The following is a 17767-nucleotide window of genomic DNA, read 5'->3' as shown; positions in this document are numbered from 1 at the left end:
CAATCCCGCCCGAGTTTGATCGCGAATCCCTGCGTAAATACTTGCAAACCGACAAGAAAACCATTGGCGGCCGCGTTTTTTTTGTGTTGCCGGAAAAGATTGGCGCGGTGTGCATCACCGACCAGGTCAAGGAAGCCGATATTGACGCGGTTTTGTGCAATGCGTATTCTCAAGGGCAGTAATGATTTCACTTTAGAAATTTTTTGGGCATTCAAGAGAGCTAACCGCCATGCCGATCTATGAATTTTTCTGCGTTGATTGCAACACAATCTTCAATTTTTTTTCCAGTCGTCCCAATACCGAAAAGCGGCCGAATTGTCCCCAATGCGGGAAACGCGAGTTGCAGAAAATGATGTCCACCTTTGCCATGATCGGCAAAGCCAAGGAAGGCGCGGACGACGACCCTTTGGCCGGGATGGATGAAGCGAAGATGGAGCAGGCCCTTGCCGGCCTGATGCGGGAAGCCGAGCATGTCAACGAAGACGATCCCCGGCAGATGGCCAATTTGATGCGTAAATTTGCCGACAAGACCGGAATGCGTCTGGGTGGGTCAATGGAAGAGGCCATTGCCCGCATGGAGGCCGGGGAAGATCCTGAGCAGATCGAACGGGAAATGGGCGATCTGATGGAGGGCGAGGAACCCTTCAGTCTGGAGGCGATGAAGAAAAAGGCCCAAGCCGGTTCCCGTCGGGCGCCGCTTCATGATGAGCGCTTGTACGATTTGTAGCGGCGGGCGCTTGGGCAAGGGGGGGGGCGGTGTTCGGCGCGGTGTTCGGCGCCTTGTGAAATCTTCAGATTTCGATCCGGTGCTGTTTCATTTTTTCCCAAAGATTTTTTCGACTGATCCCCAAAGCTCCGGCAGTTCGGGTTCGGTTGCCCCCGGATTGGTGCAACGCGTTGACAATGTATTGTTTTTCCGCTTTGGCCATAGCCTCGCTGAGCAGCATGGTCGCGCCGTTGTTCTGCGGCCCTGTTGACCGCAGGTCCGCCGGCATATCCTCCGGAATGATCACCGGGCCGGGCGACAGCACCGACACCCTTTCGATGATGTTCTTTAATTCCCGGACATTGCCCGGAAAATCGTAGCAGAGCAAACACTGCATGGCCTCGTCCGACAACGATAGCGCCATGCCCCGTTTCCGGCTGAATCCGTGCAGGAAATGGCTGACCAAGAGCGGAACGTCTTCAATCCGTTCCCGCAGCGCCGGCAGGCGCAGTGGGATGACGCTCAGCCGATAGAGCAGATCCTGACGGAAGCGCCCTGCATCCGCCTCTTCTTTTAAATCCTTGGCTGTCGAGCACAGCAGTCGCACGTCCACCTTGATTGTCCGGGTGCCGCCCAGTCGCTCGCATTCCCCTTCCTCGATCACCCGCAGCAGTTTGGCCTGCAGGCCAAGGGGCAGGTCGCCAATCTCGTCCAGCAGCAGGGTGCCGCCGTCGGCCAATTCAAACCGACCCATTTTTTTGGCGTGCGCCCCGGTAAAAGCCCCTTTTTCATGGCCGAAAAATTCCGACTCCAGCAATCCATCGGGGATGGCGGCGCAGTTGATGCGAATATAGGGCTTGTCGGCGCGACGACTGGCCCGGTGCAGGGCATTGGCCGCCAGTTCTTTGCCGGTTCCGGATTCGCCGTTGATCAACACCGTGGAGTCGGTGGGGCCTATCTGATTGATCAAGGAAAAGATTTTACGAATAGCCCCGGATTCGCCGATGATCTCCTGATGCTCCTGACGGCAGCGGTCTTCAAGCGAGGCGCACCGCGCGCGCACAGTCTGCATTTCAAAGATGCGGTTGATGCGGATGATCAGGTCGTCCATTTCAAAGGGTTTGAGGATGTAATCGGCGGCGCCGTTGCGCAGGCAGGCGATGGCGTCCTCGATTGATCCATAGGCGGTCATCATGAAAATGTCGGTCTGCGGCGAATGTCGCCTGGCCCGCTCCAACAACTCCATGCCGCCCAGGCCCGGCATGCGGATGTCGGAGAGGATCAGGTGGTAATGCGTTCGCTCGATCCGGGAGAGGGCCTCGCGCCCGTTGACGGCGGCGGCGATCTGCCATTTTTCCCGCATTAACCGGTCGTACAAAGTAATCCGCATGATTTCGTCGTCTTCCACCAGCAGTATCTGTTTCATGCGCTGACTCGCTCGCTCGTTGGTGATTGGTTTTCAGGATGCAGGCAGTGGCGGTCAATGGGCAGGCTGACGATAAATACCGCGCCGACTCCGGGTTGACTGCGGACGTCGATCCTGCCGTTAAGGCGCTGCACCATGGCTAGGGTCACGGCAAGGCCCAGGCCGGTGCCCTCGCCGATCTCTTTGGTGGTGAAAAAAGGATCAAAGATTCGATCCTGCAGCTCTTTGGCAATGCCTGTTCCGGTGTCCTCGAAGGTGAGCGCGACGGCATTGTTTTCCTCTCGACTGGCAATGCTGAGACTGCCGCCTTCGGGCATGGCCTGGATGGCGTTGAGGGTGATGTTCATCACGATCTGTTTGATGGCCTCGCTGTCGATGCAGCAGAGATTGTTGAAGCGCAAGTCGAGGTTGACCACGATGTTGTGCAAGCGGTGGCCCAGCAGTTCCAGGCAATCAAGAATTACTGTGTCAACGTCGACCTGACGGATGTGCAAAGGTTCGACCCGGCCGTAGTTGAGCAACTGCCGCATGGTCAGTTCAATGCGCCGCAACCCCTTGTGGAGCAGGGGGAGGTAGCGATTCTGCAGATCGAGATTTTCCGGCTCCTGTTGCATTGATCGCACGCAGTTGAGCATTCCGGCGAGCGGATTGTTGATTTCATGGGCAATTCCGGCGGTCAGTTGACCGAGCGCCGCGAGTTTTTCAGCGCGGAAGCCCTGCTCGCCGGCTGCGGCCAGGGCCTGTTGGGAGGCGGACAATCGTCGGCACAGATCGGCGAAACTGGCGCTGAGCCGGCCAATTTCGTCTTGGGAGTGGGGCAACTCCAGCGCTTCAACCGTCTGCTCGGGAAAGACGGCCATGGCCTCCGACAGTTGGCGGATCGGCCGGTCAACCAACCGACTGAAGAGCAGCAGCATCACTGCCGCCGCAGCCAGCACCGCGGCCAGGCCAAGGAAAAGGAGGGTCTGATTGTTGGCGCGGATAACGGCGTCGGCCCAGGCAATGGGAATGGTGACGGAGAGGGCCCCGCGGATGTCGCCCTGTTGGTAGCCGTGTTCGCCGTGGCAGGCAAGGCAGGATGTTTCGGCGACCAGCGGCGCGGCATAGCGCAGCACCCGGCCGTCCTGGTTGCGGTCAATGGCAAGATGTTCGGTCTGCCCGGCGCTGAAACGCCGCAGGCTTTCCTGTTCAAAGGCGTCGGGCGTGTTGGCGGGGTTGACCGGCAGGGCGCTGGTCACCCGAAACCAGCCCAGTCCGCTTTTGGCCGCATATTCGGAGAGTTCCCGGGTAACCATGGCGGGATTGCGCTTAACCAGCACCAGGCCGCTGGCCGTGGTTGTCAACGGTTCGTGGAGAAAGGCGTTGGACTGGGCGGTTTCGCCCTGCACCAAAAACAACCCCTGATGATCAGCCACCCATTGGCGGGTCAGCAGGATCTGCCGGTACAGCATCCTGGCTTGTTGCTCGGCCTGGCCAATCACCAGTCGATGCTGCAGATGAGAAGTGTAGACGATCAGAATCCCGCAGGACAGCGTCAGGACGGCGGCAACAGCGGTAATGAATTTTCCTTTGAGCGTCATGAGAAGCTTCGCCTGCACGAGAATACGCCTTGAGAGAGACGGAAAAGTGAACATTGCCCGCACGATACCACAGGCGTGTTGTGTTTGCCAGCCGACCTCGTTCCGCCTGGTGCGGCAGAGTGCATCAACAACACCGGGGAACAGGCGTGTGGGCCGCTTGCTGCGCGCGCGGCGGCAAATGGTTTGTTTTTGACTTTACGCGCAAGAGCCCTGTACAATGCCTGCATCCATTAGTCTCAGAATTTATTTTTGAAAAACGACAATGCTGCAGTTATGACAAACGTCAAATCGAAAACAAAGGCGGTCGCCAACATCAAGAAAAATAGACTGCACGTTGCCATGTCGGGCAATATCGACACCAAGGCGTTGGAAAAACTGTATACTGAAATTAGGTTTTGCGTTGCGGATCTGAAGGAGAAATTTGAGGTCGTGAGCGATATTTCAGAATGTAACTTTATCTATGTTGCTGGATTGCCGACATATAAAAAGATTACAGATTTTCTGATCTCGAAGAAGGTTGGCGCAATAGTCAGAGTGGTGAAGAGCGGCAATATAAGTTACAAACAAATTGTCAATTTTAGCGATAGAATTCATTGTTACCGCACCATGTATGCGGAAGACCAAAAAGAAGCTGAAAACATCTTGGAGACTTTGATAAAAAGGGATGGAATTCGATTTCAGCTGAACAATGCAATCATTGAATACACGATCAATAACGAGGCCGGCAAAGGACGCCTCATTGACGTTTCAACAAGCGGTTGCGCAGTCGAAGCGGTTGCGCATGCGTTGTCGGTTGGCGTCATCATTGATCTCACCCTTGAATTTCCCCCATATCAGGAGCTTCTCTCCGTCTTTCAAGCGAAGGCTGAGGTCGTCAGGACAGACTATGCGATCTTTGCAGCTCGATTTGTAGCGCTCACTGATGGATACAAAGAGCAACTCTATCAACGTCTGGTGTCCGAAGTCAGCCGTTTCTCCCTTGTCCTATGAACGTAACTTTTTTTCCTTCCTCTGCGAAGTCAAGGCCTGCACAGCGCCCCGGCGACTGGTGAAAGTCAGTGCGGCCGCGCCGTCGTTTTATTCCAAATCCCGGAAATGAACGCTTGCAATGTTGGTTTAGGACGTTATCTTAGCTGGTTTTGAACCAATCGGGAAAGCATGGACGCTCTCCAGCCGGCGTTTTGAAGCGCCCGGAACGTGATCGAACACTGCGCTTTCCCCTGCGGCGGCGCGCATCCACAGGCGTCTTGTTGTGCACACTCATACATCGCCGCAACCTTCCATGCCGCCCGTTGCCTTCGGCGACGACGAACGCGACTATCGCCGCCATTTCCTTCGGCAAGACGCCCGCACCTTTGCCGTCCTCATCGGCATTGCCATCGTCATGCACCTGTTGTTCATTCGGGCGGATCATCTGTTCCAGCGGGGGACGGATATTTTTGTATGGCTCCTGGCCCTTCGTTTCGGATTGATTGGATTTTCAGCGTGGACGATGAGCATCGTTCTGCGCGCCGACGATCCGGATCAATTTGATCGCTGGTCGTTTTGCTGGGCCATGGCCTGCGCCCTTGCCAACACCCTGATTATCTTCTCCCGCCCGGGCCTCTACACCGGTCATGTGGTGATTGACCTGTTCGCGATCATCGCCTTTTACGCGGTGCAGCCGGGGCCGACCTTCAACCGGGCCGTTCCGCCCATTCTGCTCAGCCTGGGCAGCCTGTCGCTCTTCTTTTATCTGAAAATTTACATGGGGTTTGTCGCCTCGTTGGCCACCGTGGCAACCTATATTGCCGCCAACATCATTGGCTGGGTTGTTTCCGCCAACTGGCGCCGCTATCGAAAATCGTCGTTTCTCGCCAATCGGGCTCTGGAGCGGCTCTATCAGCAAGCCGAAGCCGGGCGCTTGGCCGCCGAGGCCTCGGAGCAGACTTGGGAGCGGATCATCGACACCTCGCCAAACCTGCTTTTTGTCATTGACGGCGCATACCGCATACGCCGGGTCAACCGGGCCTTTGTCGAGCGTCTTGGCATCAGTCGGGACGAGGCGCTGGGACAGCGCTGTTGCGATCTGTTGTGCGGATTCGCCCTGCCGCCGTCGTCTTGCCTGCAGCATCAAATTGTAAGCGAGCGACAACCGCACAGCGTTGAAACCCGATTCCGTCCCCTGGGCATTGAGTGTCGCCTGATGGCGGCGCCGTTGTTTGACCCCTTGGGCCGCTACGAGGCCACGGTGTTCATTGTCCAGGACATCACCGAACAGAAACAGTCGGAACGGGAATTAAAATCAGCGCGGGAACAGTACCGCTCGCTGGTGGAGAACAGCCACGGCATTATCTACACCATTCGCCCGGATGGGGTGATCACCTATCTTTCCTCGGGTTATAGCAAGTTGCTTGGCCAGGACCCCTCCACCGCCGTTGGCAGACATTTTCGCGAGGTTGTTCATCCCGAGGACGTCGCTGTTTGCGAGGCGTTTCAGCGCGATGTATTGGCAAGCGAAACAGTGCTTCGAGGGCTCGAATACCGAATTCTGCACCAAGACGGCTCCCTGCGCTGGCATCTCTCCAACTTCATCCCCATTCGCAACAACCGCGGGCAGATCGAATCGTTTGTCGGCAACGCCATGGATATTACCGTGCAAAAACAGCATCAGGCGGAACTCAGCGCGGCCCGCGAGGCTGCCGAAGCCGCCAGCAGGGCCAAGTCCGATTTCCTGGCCCTGATCAGCCACGAAATCCGCACCCCACTGAACGCCATGGTCGGCTTCAGCGGCTTGGCGCGGCGCACTACCGATAGCGGCCAGTTGCACGAATACGTTGACATCCTTGATCAATCGTCCCGATTGCTGATGGATCTGGTCAACGATGTCCTTGACATGTCCAAGGCCGAGGCCGGACAACTTCAGCTTGAATCCATCGCCTTCAACCTGCCGGAGGCCGTGGATCTGCTGCAATGGCAATATGTGCCGGCGGCGGGCCGGAAAAACCTCGATCTGCAGGTGTGCAAGAGCGACAACCTGCCGCTCTGGATCAAGGGCGACCCGCTGCGGTTGCGGCAAATTGTCTCCAACCTGTTGAGCAACGCCGTCAAGTTTACCTCCGCCGGCGCCGTGACCCTGACGGTGACGGCGTCGGCCTTCGCGCCTTCCGACAACCACTGCCTGCTGCGCTTTGAAGTGCGGGACACGGGCATTGGCATTGCCGCCGAGCATCTCGCCTCGTTGTTTGAACCGTTTCAGCAAATCGATCCGGGGATTGCGCGGAAATACGGCGGCACAGGCTTGGGGCTGGCCATCGTGCGCCGCTTGGTCGAGTTGATGGAAGGGCGTGTGGAGGTTGCCAGCCAGGCGGGGCAGGGCAGCTGTTTTGCGGTGGAACTGCCTTTTCTGCTCAGTGAGCCGCCCCAGTATGAGCAAATGACCGCAAGCGTGGTTGAACCGCTTGCTATTTTAGTGGTCGAGGACAACGTCTTTAACCGGCGACTCCTCCACGACACGCTTCAAGCCTGGGGGCACCGCGTCACCGAGGCGGAAAACGCCTTCCAGGCTATGGATTTGATGGATGCAACTCGTTTTGATTGTGTGGTGCTTGACGTGCGGATGCCGGATGTGGACGGGGTGGAACTGACCTGTCGTTTGCGGCGGTTGGAGCGGATGTCACGCCTGGAAACCACGCCGATCATTGCCTATACCGCAGACACGGAGGGGAAAACCCGGGAGCAGTGTCTGGCGGCGGGGATGCAAACAGTCCTGTTCAAACCCCTGGATTCCCAGCAACTGGCCTTGGCGATTGCGGAATGCTGTCGCCGATCTTCTCGGATTGATGCGCCTGATGCGCCTGATGCGCCACCGACGCCGATTTCCCCGCCCATGCCGGCTGTGCGTTGCGCTCTGACCGATCGGGTTATGGCCGACATGGGACATGATTCGGAACGGATTGAGGCCTATCTGCAATTGCTGTGGGACGACGTCGCCAGCGAACTCAACCGGCTGGATCAGGCCGTTCTCATGGAAGACCGCAATCTCTGCAGAGACGCCGCCCACAGTCTGAAGGGATTGTGCGGTTATCTGCGCGACAGTCGGCTGGGAGCGTTGGCCCTCACGCTGCACAGCAGTGCGTCGTCCTTGCCGTTCAAGGAGATGCACGACTTGGTCAAACAATTGCGCGCCCTGTGTGCGCGTCCCGTCGCGTAGACGAGCATAGATGATAAGCGACGAACAGAGCAGGAGAACAACATGGTTGCCGCGCAGATATTGATTGTCGACGACAAGTCGAGTTTTCGTTTTCTTCTCGAAGGCTACCTGCGGGAAGCCGGCTACGCCACCGTTTGCGCCGCCAGCGGCGCGGAAGCTCTGGAGACGCTGGAACGATGCGCCATCGACTTGATTCTCTCGGATCTGGTCATGCCGGAGATGGACGGCGTCACCCTGCTGGCCGAGGTCCATCGGCGCTTTCCCAGCCTGCCGTTTGTGGTGATCACGGCCCACGGCAGCGTTGAATCGGCGGTTGCCGCCATTAAGCAGGGGGCCGACAATTATCTGCTCAAACCGCTCCACCGGGAAGAACTGCTGCTTACCATCAGCCGCAGTCTGGAAGGCGCCCGGCTGCGGCAACGCTGCGACCAGATGGAGGGCTTGCTCAACGAACGGTTCAGCTTTGAAAACATCAAGTCGGTTTCGCCCGCCATGGGCACGGTTTTAACCGCAGCCCGCCAGGTTGCCGCCTTTGCCGGCACCACGGTGGCCATTTACGGCGAAAGCGGGGCCGGCAAAGAGGTGCTGGCCAGGGCGATTCACGCCGCTTCGGGCTGTTCGCCAACCGCCTTTGTGCCGGTGAATTGCGCCGCCATTCCTGAAACGCTGCTGGAAAGCGAACTGTTTGGCCACGTCAAGGGCGCCTTCACCGGCGCCGACGGCAATCGCGAAGGCAAGTGCCGCCGCGCCCAGGGCGGCACCCTGTTTCTCGACGAAATCGGCGACATGCCACTTCCCCTGCAGGCCAAACTGCTGCGGGTGCTGGAGGAAAAGGTTTTTGAAAGCCTGGGCTCCGATGTGCCGCAGGCTGCTGATTTCCGTATTATCGTCGCCACCCACCGGGGTTTAAAGGAGCTGTCCGAGCAGGGCCTGTTCCGCACCGATCTGTTTTACCGGCTCAACGTGTTTCCCCTCGCCATTCCGCCGTTGCGAGCGCGCAAAGAGGACATTCCCCATCTGGCGGACCATTTCCTTGATATTTTTCGCCAGCACCAGGGCAAGATGCAACCTGGTCTTTCCCAGGCCGCGCTTGCATCCCTGATCGCCCACGATTGGCCGGGCAACGTGCGCGAGTTGCGCAACTGTCTGGAATACGCCACCATTATCACCAACGGCGAGTTGATCCAGCCTGAACATCTGCGGCTGCTCGTCCCTGTCTCCTCGCCTCAAGCCGCTGTTCCTGCTGCAATTACCCTTCATTTCACCTTCACGCCCGAGGAGTTCTGCCTGGAGCAGGTTGTGGCCCGTCTCAAAGACTGGGCCATGCAGCAAAGCGGCAACAACAAATCGGCGGCGGCGCGCCTGCTGAAAACCACCCGCAAGCTCTTTTACTGATCCCTTCTTTTTTTGTCCCGCATGGGACAGCTTGTCTTTTTTCGGACAGCGATGGAAAGCCATGTGATGTTATCGCTTTGATTTTGAATGATAATTGAAAGTGGCTCGCATCCTGCTTCCCTTGGGATGATTGGGGCGATCTGCCCCAATGTTGTCTGCACGGGAACAACTCCATCCACCAACACATGGGGAGGGCAGGTATGTCGCAGCGCGCTGTCGAACATTGCATCGGTCGTTTGATCACCGACAATCAGTTTCGTCGTCTGGCCATAACCTCGTTGCCGCAGGCCTGTCAGCAGTTGGGCCTGGAGCTGACGCCTCTGGAGATGGATCTCCTTTCCCGCCTGGACCTCAATTCTTTTTCCCGGTTGTCCTGCAACCTTGACCCTGGCCTGCAACGGACGGGAAATCATCTTGGCTAATCCCACAGAGCCATTCCGCGCCGACCGGGCGCCAGGGCAGGGGGAGGGCGCCGACAGTCCAAAGACTTCGCGTTTTCATGTTCTGCACCGCCGGCTCCTGTCGCTTGTGCCGCGCCGGCTTTCCATTCGCCACCATATCGTCGGCCTCTTTTCTCTGGCCACAGCCTGCATCCTGGTTTTGTCGGGTGTTGTCATCTACTCGTTTGTCTATGACAATATGCGGCGGAACATGCTGGAAAAACTGGCCGCCTCCACCCTTTCGATCAAGAATGTGGTCGAAAACGCCGCGCATTTGGCCGTGCGCAATCATCTGCAGGCCATTACCCAGGTCGATGTCGATTTGCTGCACTCCCTGGAGCGGCAGGTCGGCGAGGGCAAACTGACCAGGGCCGCCGCCATGGAGCAGGCCGCGCAACTGTTTATCCGGCAGCGGGTCGGCGATCACGGCTATGTTTATGTAATTTCAAGCAAGGGCGCGGTGCAGGTCCATCCCGACCCAGCATTGGCGCAGGCCGACCTTTCCGGGTTTGATTTCATTCAGAAACAGCTGGTCCAGAAAAACGGTCGCCTGGAATACGAATGGAAAAATTCCGGCGAGGCCGCGGCACGCGCCAAGGTGCTGTTCATGGCCTATTTTGAACCCTGGGATTGGATTGTCTCTGCTTCCAGCTATCAGGATGATTTTAACTTTCTCGCCAAGGAACTGCGCCAGGGGCTTTCTACGCACCATTTCGGCGACACCGGCTATGCCTTTGTGGTCAGCGGTCAGGGAGACATTATTTTGCACCCGTGGCTGATGGGCAATGTGCATGCCGAAAACAACGCGGTTGTTCAGCCCCTTTTTCAACGGCTGCTGGCAATGAAAAACGGGCAGTTTTCTTATCTCTGGGAGGAGGGCGACGGCGGCGGGAGCAAGAAGAAAATTGTCTTTTTCAACTATATACCCGGCCTCGACTGGATTGTGGCCTCAACCGTCTACGAGGAGGAAATCCTCGCGCCGCTGACCAAGCTGGGTTGGGTCGTGTTTTTGATTGTCCTCTGCGCCCTGGTTATGGTCGTTCCGCTTGGTCTGGCCCTGGGCAACCTGATTACCCGTCCGCTGTTTCGATTGACGCAACAGATGCATCGCGCCGCCGAAGGCGACACCCAGGTCTACGCCGAGGAAGACGCTCTGGGCGAAATCGGCGTGCTTGGACAGCATTTCAACCAATACCTGGAACGGATGCGCCGATCCAATCAGAAAATCCTGATTGAAATCAATGAGCGCATCCAGGCCGAGCAGCAACTGATTATCTACCGCAAGGCAGTTGAACATGCTCTGGAAGGCATTGGCATCACCGACCCGACCGGAAACATTCTCGCCGTCAATCAGGCATTCACCGAGATAACCGGCTACAGCGCCGAAGAGGTGGTCGGCAAAAACACCAGCGTGCTGCAGTCGGGAAGGCACGATCAGGTCTTTTACAACCAGTTGTGGAGCAGTTTGCTGGCAACGGGCCGTTGGACCGGCGAAATATGGAACCAGCGGAAAAACGGGGAAATTTATCCTGAAGTTTTAAGCATTAGCGCCATCTGCGACGAAAACGGGGAGGTCACCCATTACGTGGCGGTGTTCCACGACGTCACCGCCATAAAACGTCAGGAGGAGCGGATCGTGCATCAGGCCTATCACGACGCCCTCACCGGCTTGCCCAACCGCTCGCTGGCTCACGACCGCATTGAGGTGTCCATTGCCCACGTTAAACGGGGCGGGACCCGGTTGGCCGTCCTGTTCATCGATCTCGACAATTTTAAAAACGTCAACGACAGCCTGGGCCACGAGTTGGGCGACAAGCTGCTGCTCCAGGTGTCCAATCGCCTGGTCAGCCAGGTGCGCGAAGAAGACACCGTGGCCCGCCTTGGCGGCGACGAATTCCTGATTCTGGTGGCTGCCGTGGCCAGCGACGACGTGGTCATCGATTTGACCAAGCGACTGTTGCACAGTTTTGCCTCGCCCTTCAATGTCGAAGGGCACGACCTGTTCGTCACCGCCAGCATCGGCGTGGCCTTTTACCCGGAGGACGGCGCCACTGCCGGCGTTCTCACCAAGCACGCCGACATTGCCATGTACCAGGCCAAGGCCAAGGGGAAAAATGGCTATTGCCTGTTTACCGCCGATTTGAGCGAGCGCATTGCGTACCTGCGGCAGTTGGAAAACAACCTCCGCCAGGCGATCGTCAACCGTGAATTCACCGTGTTCTTTCAGCCCAAGATGGATCCGTTTACCGGGCTGATTACTGGGGCCGAGGCCCTGGCGCGCTGGCGGAAGGAGGATGGAACCCTGATCAATCCGGCGGATTTCATCCCCCTGGCCGAAGAAACCGGGCTGATCGTGCCCCTGGGCGAACAGGTGCTGGACCTTGCCTGCCAGATGATGCACACCCTCAATCGGTTGGGACGGGCTGACCTGACCATCTCGGTGAACCTGTCGCCGCTGCAGTTTGTGCAAACCAACCTGGTCGAGCGAATTCTAGCGATCCTCAGCAAACACGGGTTGGCCAGCAGCCAGCTGGAACTGGAAATCACCGAGACCGCGATGATGACCAATCTGGTTAAAACCGTCGAGACCCTCAATCAACTGGTGGCGGCCGGCATCGCCATTTCGATTGACGATTTCGGCACCGGCTACTCGTCGCTGTCCTATCTCAAACGCTTCCCCATCCAGACCTTGAAGATTGACCGTTCGTTCATCCGCGACCTGACCAGCGACCCCAGCGACGCCCAGTTGGTGGAAACGATCATCCTCATGGCGCACAACCTCGGCATCACCGTGGTGGCGGAAGGCGTTGAATCCCAGGAGCAGCTTTCATGGCTGAAGCGCTGCGGCTGCGAGCAAATTCAAGGGTATCTGTTCAGCAAACCCCTGCCGTCCGACGCGTTTTTGACCTTTGTCGGAAAACATGCGGCTTCGATAGGCGGCCCAGCGACTGACGCAGGGCCGTAGCATTTTGGCGACGAGACCATGCGGCGACCTGTTGTCGGCCGCACGGAAAAGATCTGAATAACCAAGAAGTTCCACACACTCACAAGGAGGAAGGATGAACATTCGATCCATTGGTTTTCGACTCATTGCCGGCGGCTGTCTGGCGGTTGCGCTGCCGCTTGTTGTGGTTGGGTATCTCGCGGTTTCCAAATCATCAGCCGCGCTGACCCAGGTTTCCAGCGAAAATGCGGCCTCCCAGGCGCAGAAACTGGCGGCGGTGATCGAATCGACCCTGGACGCCCAGTCGAAAACCGCCGCCGCCCATGCGGTCGACACCAACGTCCGCCTGATCGGTCAGAAGGTGAAGTCGGTGGGGGTTGAGGCCGCAGCGGCGGACATCGCCGAACTGCGCCAGCAGATGAAGGCCAAATTCAAGCAGTTGGACAGCAGCTATCTCGGCATCTTTGTCACCGACGACAAGGGCTACATGTACACTGGGGAACTGGCCAGCGGCGAGGAGTACAAGGGCGTCAATCTGGCGGATATGGATTATTTCCAGAAGGCCAAAAGCACCGGCAAGGCGGTGGTGGGCGACGTGGTGGCCTCCAAGGTGACCGGCGACGTCATCTATGTGCTCTGTGCGCCGATTTTGTCGCATACCGGCGATTTCCTCGGCGTTTTTGGGCTGTCGCTCAGGGCTCAGCCCCTACTCAGTAACGTGTCGTCGGTCAAGGTCGGCTCCACCGGCTACGCCTTCATGTGCGACCACAACGGTTTGATCATCGCCCATCCTAAAAAAGAGCTGGAGATGAAGCTTGATCTCAAGACCCTGGTCGATATGGACGCGATCACCAAGGCGATGATCGCCGGCAGCCAGGGGGCGCAGGACTATATCTTTAAAGGCGTGCCCAAAATTGCCGGCTACGCTCCGGTTCCGCTCAAGGGCTGGGGCATTGCCGTGACCCAGGACGAGGCCGAGTTCCTGTCCGCCGCCAATTCAATCAGAAACAGCATACTCACCATCACCCTGGCTGCAGTGACGTTGGTCTGCGGACTGGTGATGGTGTTCTCCCGGAGCATCACCGTGCCGTTGAACAATGCGGTGGCCGGCCTGCAGGACATTGCCCAGGGCGAGGGCGACCTGACCATGCGCCTGCGGGTGAGTTCGCGCGACGAGATTGGCGAACTGGCCCGTTGGTTCAACCTGTTTATTGAGAAACTGCAGGGCATTGTCGGCCAGATTGCCGAAAACACCCGGTCTATCGACGCCTCGTCCAACGGGCTGTCGCAGATTGCCGCCGATCTTTCCGGCAGTTCGGAGGACACCGCGCAGCGGGCAGACAACGTGGCCGTCGCCACCGAGGAGATGACCGCCAACCTCACCAACGTGGCCGCCGCCATGGAACAGTCGACCACCAACACCTCGATGGTGGCCAGCGCCGCCGAAGAGATGACCGCCACCATCGGCGAAATCGCCAACAACGCCCAGCGGGCCCACGCCATCTCGCTGGCGGCGGTGGAGCAGGCCGGCTCGACCTCGGTCAAAATGGCGGAACTGGGCAAGGCGGCCCAGGCGATCAGCAAGGTCACCGAGGCCATCACCGAGATTTCCGAGCAGACCAATCTGCTGGCGCTTAACGCCACCATCGAAGCGGCCAGGGCCGGCGAGGCGGGCAAGGGTTTTGCGGTGGTCGCCAACGAGATCAAGGAACTGGCCAAGCAGACGGCGGCCGCCACCTCTGACATCAAAAAACAGATCGAAGAGGTGCAGGGCACCACCTCGACCACGGTGGAGGAGATTAATCAAATTTCCGGAGTCATCAACAACATCAACGAAATTGTCGGGGTGATTTCGACTGCGGTGGGCGAGCAGAGCTCCGCCACCCAGGAGATCGCCAACAACATTGCCCAGGCCTCCCAGGGCATGGCCGAAGTCAATGAGAACGTCAGTCAAAGCTCGGTGGTGGCGGCCTCAATCACCAAAGACATCGCCACGGTCAACACCGCTTCAAGCGAGATTTCCAACAGCAGCCATCAGGTGAAAGACAGCGCCGGCGATCTGCAGCAGTTGGCGGCCAAACTCAAGGTTATTGTCGATGGGTTCAAAATTTGAATCAAGGACTGCCCGTCAACGAAAAGTGAGTGAGGGCTGAGTTTGCAATGAAAATGCACAACACACCAGGACGCGCTGATGACCTTTGAAAAGCATCCATTCTCCGTTTGGAGCATAGGAGGGTTGGCGGTTCCTTTGCTGGCGTTGTTGGTCTGCGGCCTGTGGTTTTACCACGCTGAAGAGACCTCGGCGCGATTGCGGGCGGAGCAGCAATTGGCCTCTGTCGCCCATCTCAAGGCCGATCAGTTCGTTGCCTGGCGCAACGGGCGCCTGAGTGATGCGTCTGCGCTCACCGAGGATACGCTCCTGGTCGGGAACATCGCCGCTTTGTTTGCCGGGGAAGGCGGCCAGGACGACGGAGCGCTCCGGCGTCGTCTGCGCGAGGTCAGCGAACATGGCCGGTATGCCGACATTGTGCTTGTTGACGTTGAGGGCCGTGTCCGGTTCAGCCTCAGCGGCAAGCTGGAATCGTCGGTCGACCACTCCGCTACCCTGGCCCAGGCCCTGCGCGATTACCAGCCGGTTTTCATTGATCTGGATTCCGATGCACGGGATGCACGGGGGGCCAGCGCCGCCGTCAGACTGATTGCGCCGCTCTTTGTTGCCAATCGAACCGGGGTGTCGCCGTTGGGCGCAGTGATCCTGGTCAGCGACGCCGCTCAATTCCTCCAACCGTTAACCCAGTCCTGGGTCAAACCAAGTGCAACCACGGAGATACTGCTGGCACGGCCAGAGGGGGAGCAGCTGTTGCTTTTGGCTGAACAGCCGGATCGGCCGGAAGGATGGGAGAACTCGCGGGCGCCGGTGGAGCGAGCCGATTCGCTTGCCGCTGCGGTTGTGCAGGGGGGCGCCGGTTTTGTTCAAGGCCGCGACCACCGAGGGGTCGAGTCGCTGGCCTATGTGCTGCCGGTTTCGGGATCGGACTGGTTGTTGATCGCCAAAGACGAAACAGCGCACATATTTGGCGTTTGGCGGTTTCGCGCCGCCTTGCTGCTGTTGCTGTTCTCCGTCCTGGCGGCAGGCTTGGGCAGTCTGGGCCTGTTTGTCTGGCAGGCGAAAAGAAAAGCGCATTACAAGGCCTTGTACGACGCCGAATCTCGGCTGCGGCACAGCCTGGAGCGCCACAGCATCACCTTGAAGGCCGTTGGCGACGGCATTATCGCCACAGACAGCCACGGCAGGGTGGAGTTGCTCAATCCGGTTGCCGAGACGCTCACCGGCTGGAATCAGGACGAGGCTCGCGGGCGGCCGCTTGCCGAGGTTTTTTGTCTGGTTGATGAAGAAACCCGGGAACAAGCGGAAAACCTGGTGACCAGCGCGCTTTGCGAAACCTTGCCAACATCTGGCGCCCGGCGTCATCTGCTGATCGCCAAAAACGGGGCAGAGCGGACCATTGCCGAAACGGCGGCACCCATCTGCGACGAAAACGGGGCGGTCCTGGGCGTGGTCCTGGCATTCCGCGACCAGACCGAAGAGCGACGGGCGCAGCGGATTGTCCACACCCGCCTTTTTCTGCGGGAATTTGCCTTTACCCACACCTTGGAGCAATTTTTTGCCAGGGCCTTGCAGGAAACGGCGGCGCTAGTCGACAGCCCCTGCGTTCGTTGTTTGATCGCGGATCCCCATTTGCGCAACCTGACGCCACAATCCGGGCTCAGCAAAGACCGCCTTTGGCGTCGATGCGCCCAAGAGGGCGCAGAGGCAGAGGACAAGGTCGATCTGGCGGCGCAGTGGTGTGATCGGTTGCGCGACGGGAGAGCCCTCGTCCTGAACGATCAGGCGGCAATGAAAAACGGTGAAGCGGTTGATTGGATTGGCGCAACCCGCGCCCTGGTTGTCCCGATTATGCGCACTGGCAAGGTGGTCGCCGTGCTGGCCGCCGCCGACAAACCAACGCCGTACACCGAGCATGATCGGGAGACTGTTGTTCAGACGGCGGATTATATCTGGCGGCTGGTTGAGCAGAAACAGGTTGAGGAGGAGTTGCTGGCCAGTGAGCGGCAATACCGGACGCTGTACCGCAGCATGATGGACGCCTTTGTGGTCGTCGACCTGCAGGGCAACATCCGGGAATGCAACGACGCCTACGGCTCCATGCTTGGGTATGCAAACGAAGAACTCAAGCAGATGAGCGTCCAGGACCTCACGCCGGCGCGTTGGCGTGCCTATGAAGAGGAGCATGTCAACAAGCAACTCATGCACGGCGGTTGCTCAAACCTCTATGAAAAAGAGTACCGCCGCAAAGATGGAACCGTGTTTCCCGTAGAGTTGCGGACCTTTCTGTTGGTCGACAACAACGGCGCGCCCGAGGGCATGTCGGCCATTGTGCGTGACGTCTCGGAGCGAAAAAAGGTCGAGTCGGATCGGGCAAAACTCCAGGAGCAATTGCATCAGGCGCGCAAAATGGAGTCTGTGGGGCAACTAGCGGGCGGGGTGGCGCACGACTTCAACAACATGCTCAGCGTGATCATTGGCTATGCCGAGCTTGCCTTGCGCAAACTCGAACCGCCGTCCCCCCTGGACAATTATTTCCAGGAAATTGTCAAGGCGGGCAGGCGCTCCGCCGAGATGACCCGGCAGCTGCTTGCCTTTGCCCGCAAGCAAACCATTGCCCCCAAAATTCTTGATTTGAATGATGCGGTGGGAGGCATGCTCAAAATGCTGCGCCGCCTCATCGGCGAGGATATTGAACTGAAATGGTTGCCGGGCGACGAGCTGTGGCCGATTAAGATGGATCCGTCGCAAATGGATCAACTGCTGGCCAATCTCTGCGTCAATGCCCGCGACGCCATCGACGGCGTCGGCAAGATCACCATCGAAACCGGTAAGATCTCGTTTGACGCCGCCTATTGCGCAGAGCGAACCGGTTTTGTCCCCGGTGATTTTGTTCTCCTGGCGGTCAGCGACAACGGCAAAGGCATGGAACGGGATATTCTCGACAAGATTTTTGAGCCTTTTTTTACCACCAAGG

Annotated in this window: 10 protein-coding genes and 1 pseudogene; 9 read left to right on the top strand and 2 right to left on the bottom strand. The window is 58.3% G+C overall.

The window, feature by feature from the left end:
* Both RCH93_RS10680 and RCH93_RS10675 read left to right on the top strand, forming a co-directional pair.
* A pseudogene (locus tag RCH93_RS10680) lies at positions 1-182 on the top strand (3-dehydroquinate synthase); the annotation flags it as partial.
* 47 nt (positions 183-229) lie between these two features.
* Entirely contained in the window at positions 230-727 is a 498-nt protein-coding gene (locus RCH93_RS10675) for an FmdB family zinc ribbon protein (RefSeq protein WP_306548385.1), read from the top strand.
* 64 nt (positions 728-791) lie between these two features.
* Here the strand turns inward: RCH93_RS10675 and RCH93_RS10670 are convergent, their stop codons facing one another.
* Together RCH93_RS10670 and RCH93_RS10665 are read right to left on the bottom strand one after the other, a co-directional pair.
* The gene (locus RCH93_RS10670; protein WP_306548384.1) at positions 792-2132 is read right to left on the bottom strand and encodes a sigma-54 dependent transcriptional regulator; all 1341 of its coding nucleotides are present in this window, start codon (positions 2130-2132) and stop codon (positions 792-794) included.
* A complete protein-coding gene (locus tag RCH93_RS10665) occupies positions 2129-3730 on the bottom strand; it encodes an ATP-binding protein (protein ID WP_306548383.1) in 1602 nt (533 codons plus the stop codon). The genes RCH93_RS10670 and RCH93_RS10665 overlap by 4 nt, the downstream gene beginning before the upstream one ends.
* Positions 3731-3961: 231 nt before the next feature.
* On the opposite strand from RCH93_RS10665, the gene RCH93_RS10660 reads away from it, so the two are divergent.
* From RCH93_RS10660 to RCH93_RS10630, 7 genes are all read left to right on the top strand, one after another.
* Positions 3962-4702, top strand: coding sequence for a PilZ domain-containing protein (locus RCH93_RS10660; RefSeq protein ID WP_306548382.1), 741 nt, complete (start codon positions 3962-3964; stop codon positions 4700-4702).
* 292 nt (positions 4703-4994) lie between these two features.
* Complete coding sequence (locus tag RCH93_RS10655) at positions 4995-7904, top strand: PAS domain-containing hybrid sensor histidine kinase/response regulator (RefSeq protein WP_306548381.1); 2910 nt, start codon at positions 4995-4997, stop codon at positions 7902-7904.
* Between the two features lie 42 nt (positions 7905-7946).
* Positions 7947-9299, top strand: a complete 1353-nt coding sequence (locus RCH93_RS10650; protein ID WP_306548380.1) for a sigma-54 dependent transcriptional regulator — start codon at positions 7947-7949, stop codon at positions 9297-9299.
* Between the two features lie 200 nt (positions 9300-9499).
* Positions 9500-9721 (top strand): Os1348 family NHLP clan protein, encoded by a 222-nt coding sequence (locus RCH93_RS10645; RefSeq protein ID WP_306548379.1) that lies wholly within the window; start codon positions 9500-9502, stop codon positions 9719-9721.
* On the top strand, positions 9714-12704 hold the full coding sequence (locus tag RCH93_RS10640) for an EAL domain-containing protein (RefSeq protein ID WP_306548378.1): 2991 nt from the start codon (positions 9714-9716) through the stop codon (positions 12702-12704). Before RCH93_RS10645 ends, RCH93_RS10640 begins: the two co-directional genes overlap by 8 nt.
* 94 nt (positions 12705-12798) lie before the next feature.
* Positions 12799-14796 (top strand): methyl-accepting chemotaxis protein, encoded by a 1998-nt coding sequence (locus RCH93_RS10635; RefSeq protein ID WP_306548377.1) that lies wholly within the window; start codon positions 12799-12801, stop codon positions 14794-14796.
* 78 nt (positions 14797-14874) lie between these two features.
* Positions 14875-17767 (top strand): PAS domain S-box protein (locus RCH93_RS10630; protein ID WP_306548376.1); only part of this gene is annotated, 2893 nt, incomplete at its 3' end.

It is taken from the genome of Desulfobulbus sp. (genome assembly GCF_030824455.1).
In the GTDB taxonomy this organism is placed as follows: domain Bacteria; phylum Desulfobacterota; class Desulfobulbia; order Desulfobulbales; family Desulfobulbaceae; genus Desulfobulbus.
The sequence above is the reverse complement of the archived record's forward strand: the minus strand, read 5'-3'. Positions and strand labels throughout refer to the sequence as shown.

Coding starts and splice junctions, on each gene's coding strand:
- RCH93_RS10655 (WP_306548381.1), top strand. CDS start 4,995: ATGCCGCCCGTTGCCTTCGGCGACGACGAACGCGACTATCGCCGCCAT.
- RCH93_RS10645 (WP_306548379.1), top strand. CDS start 9,500: ATGTCGCAGCGCGCTGTCGAACATTGCATCGGTCGTTTGATCACCGAC.
- RCH93_RS10635 (WP_306548377.1), top strand. CDS start 12,799: ATGAACATTCGATCCATTGGTTTTCGACTCATTGCCGGCGGCTGTCTG.
- RCH93_RS10650 (WP_306548380.1), top strand. CDS start 7,947: ATGGTTGCCGCGCAGATATTGATTGTCGACGACAAGTCGAGTTTTCGT.
- RCH93_RS10670 (WP_306548384.1), bottom strand. CDS start 2,132: ATGAAACAGATACTGCTGGTGGAAGACGACGAAATCATGCGGATTACT.
- RCH93_RS10675 (WP_306548385.1), top strand. CDS start 230: ATGCCGATCTATGAATTTTTCTGCGTTGATTGCAACACAATCTTCAAT.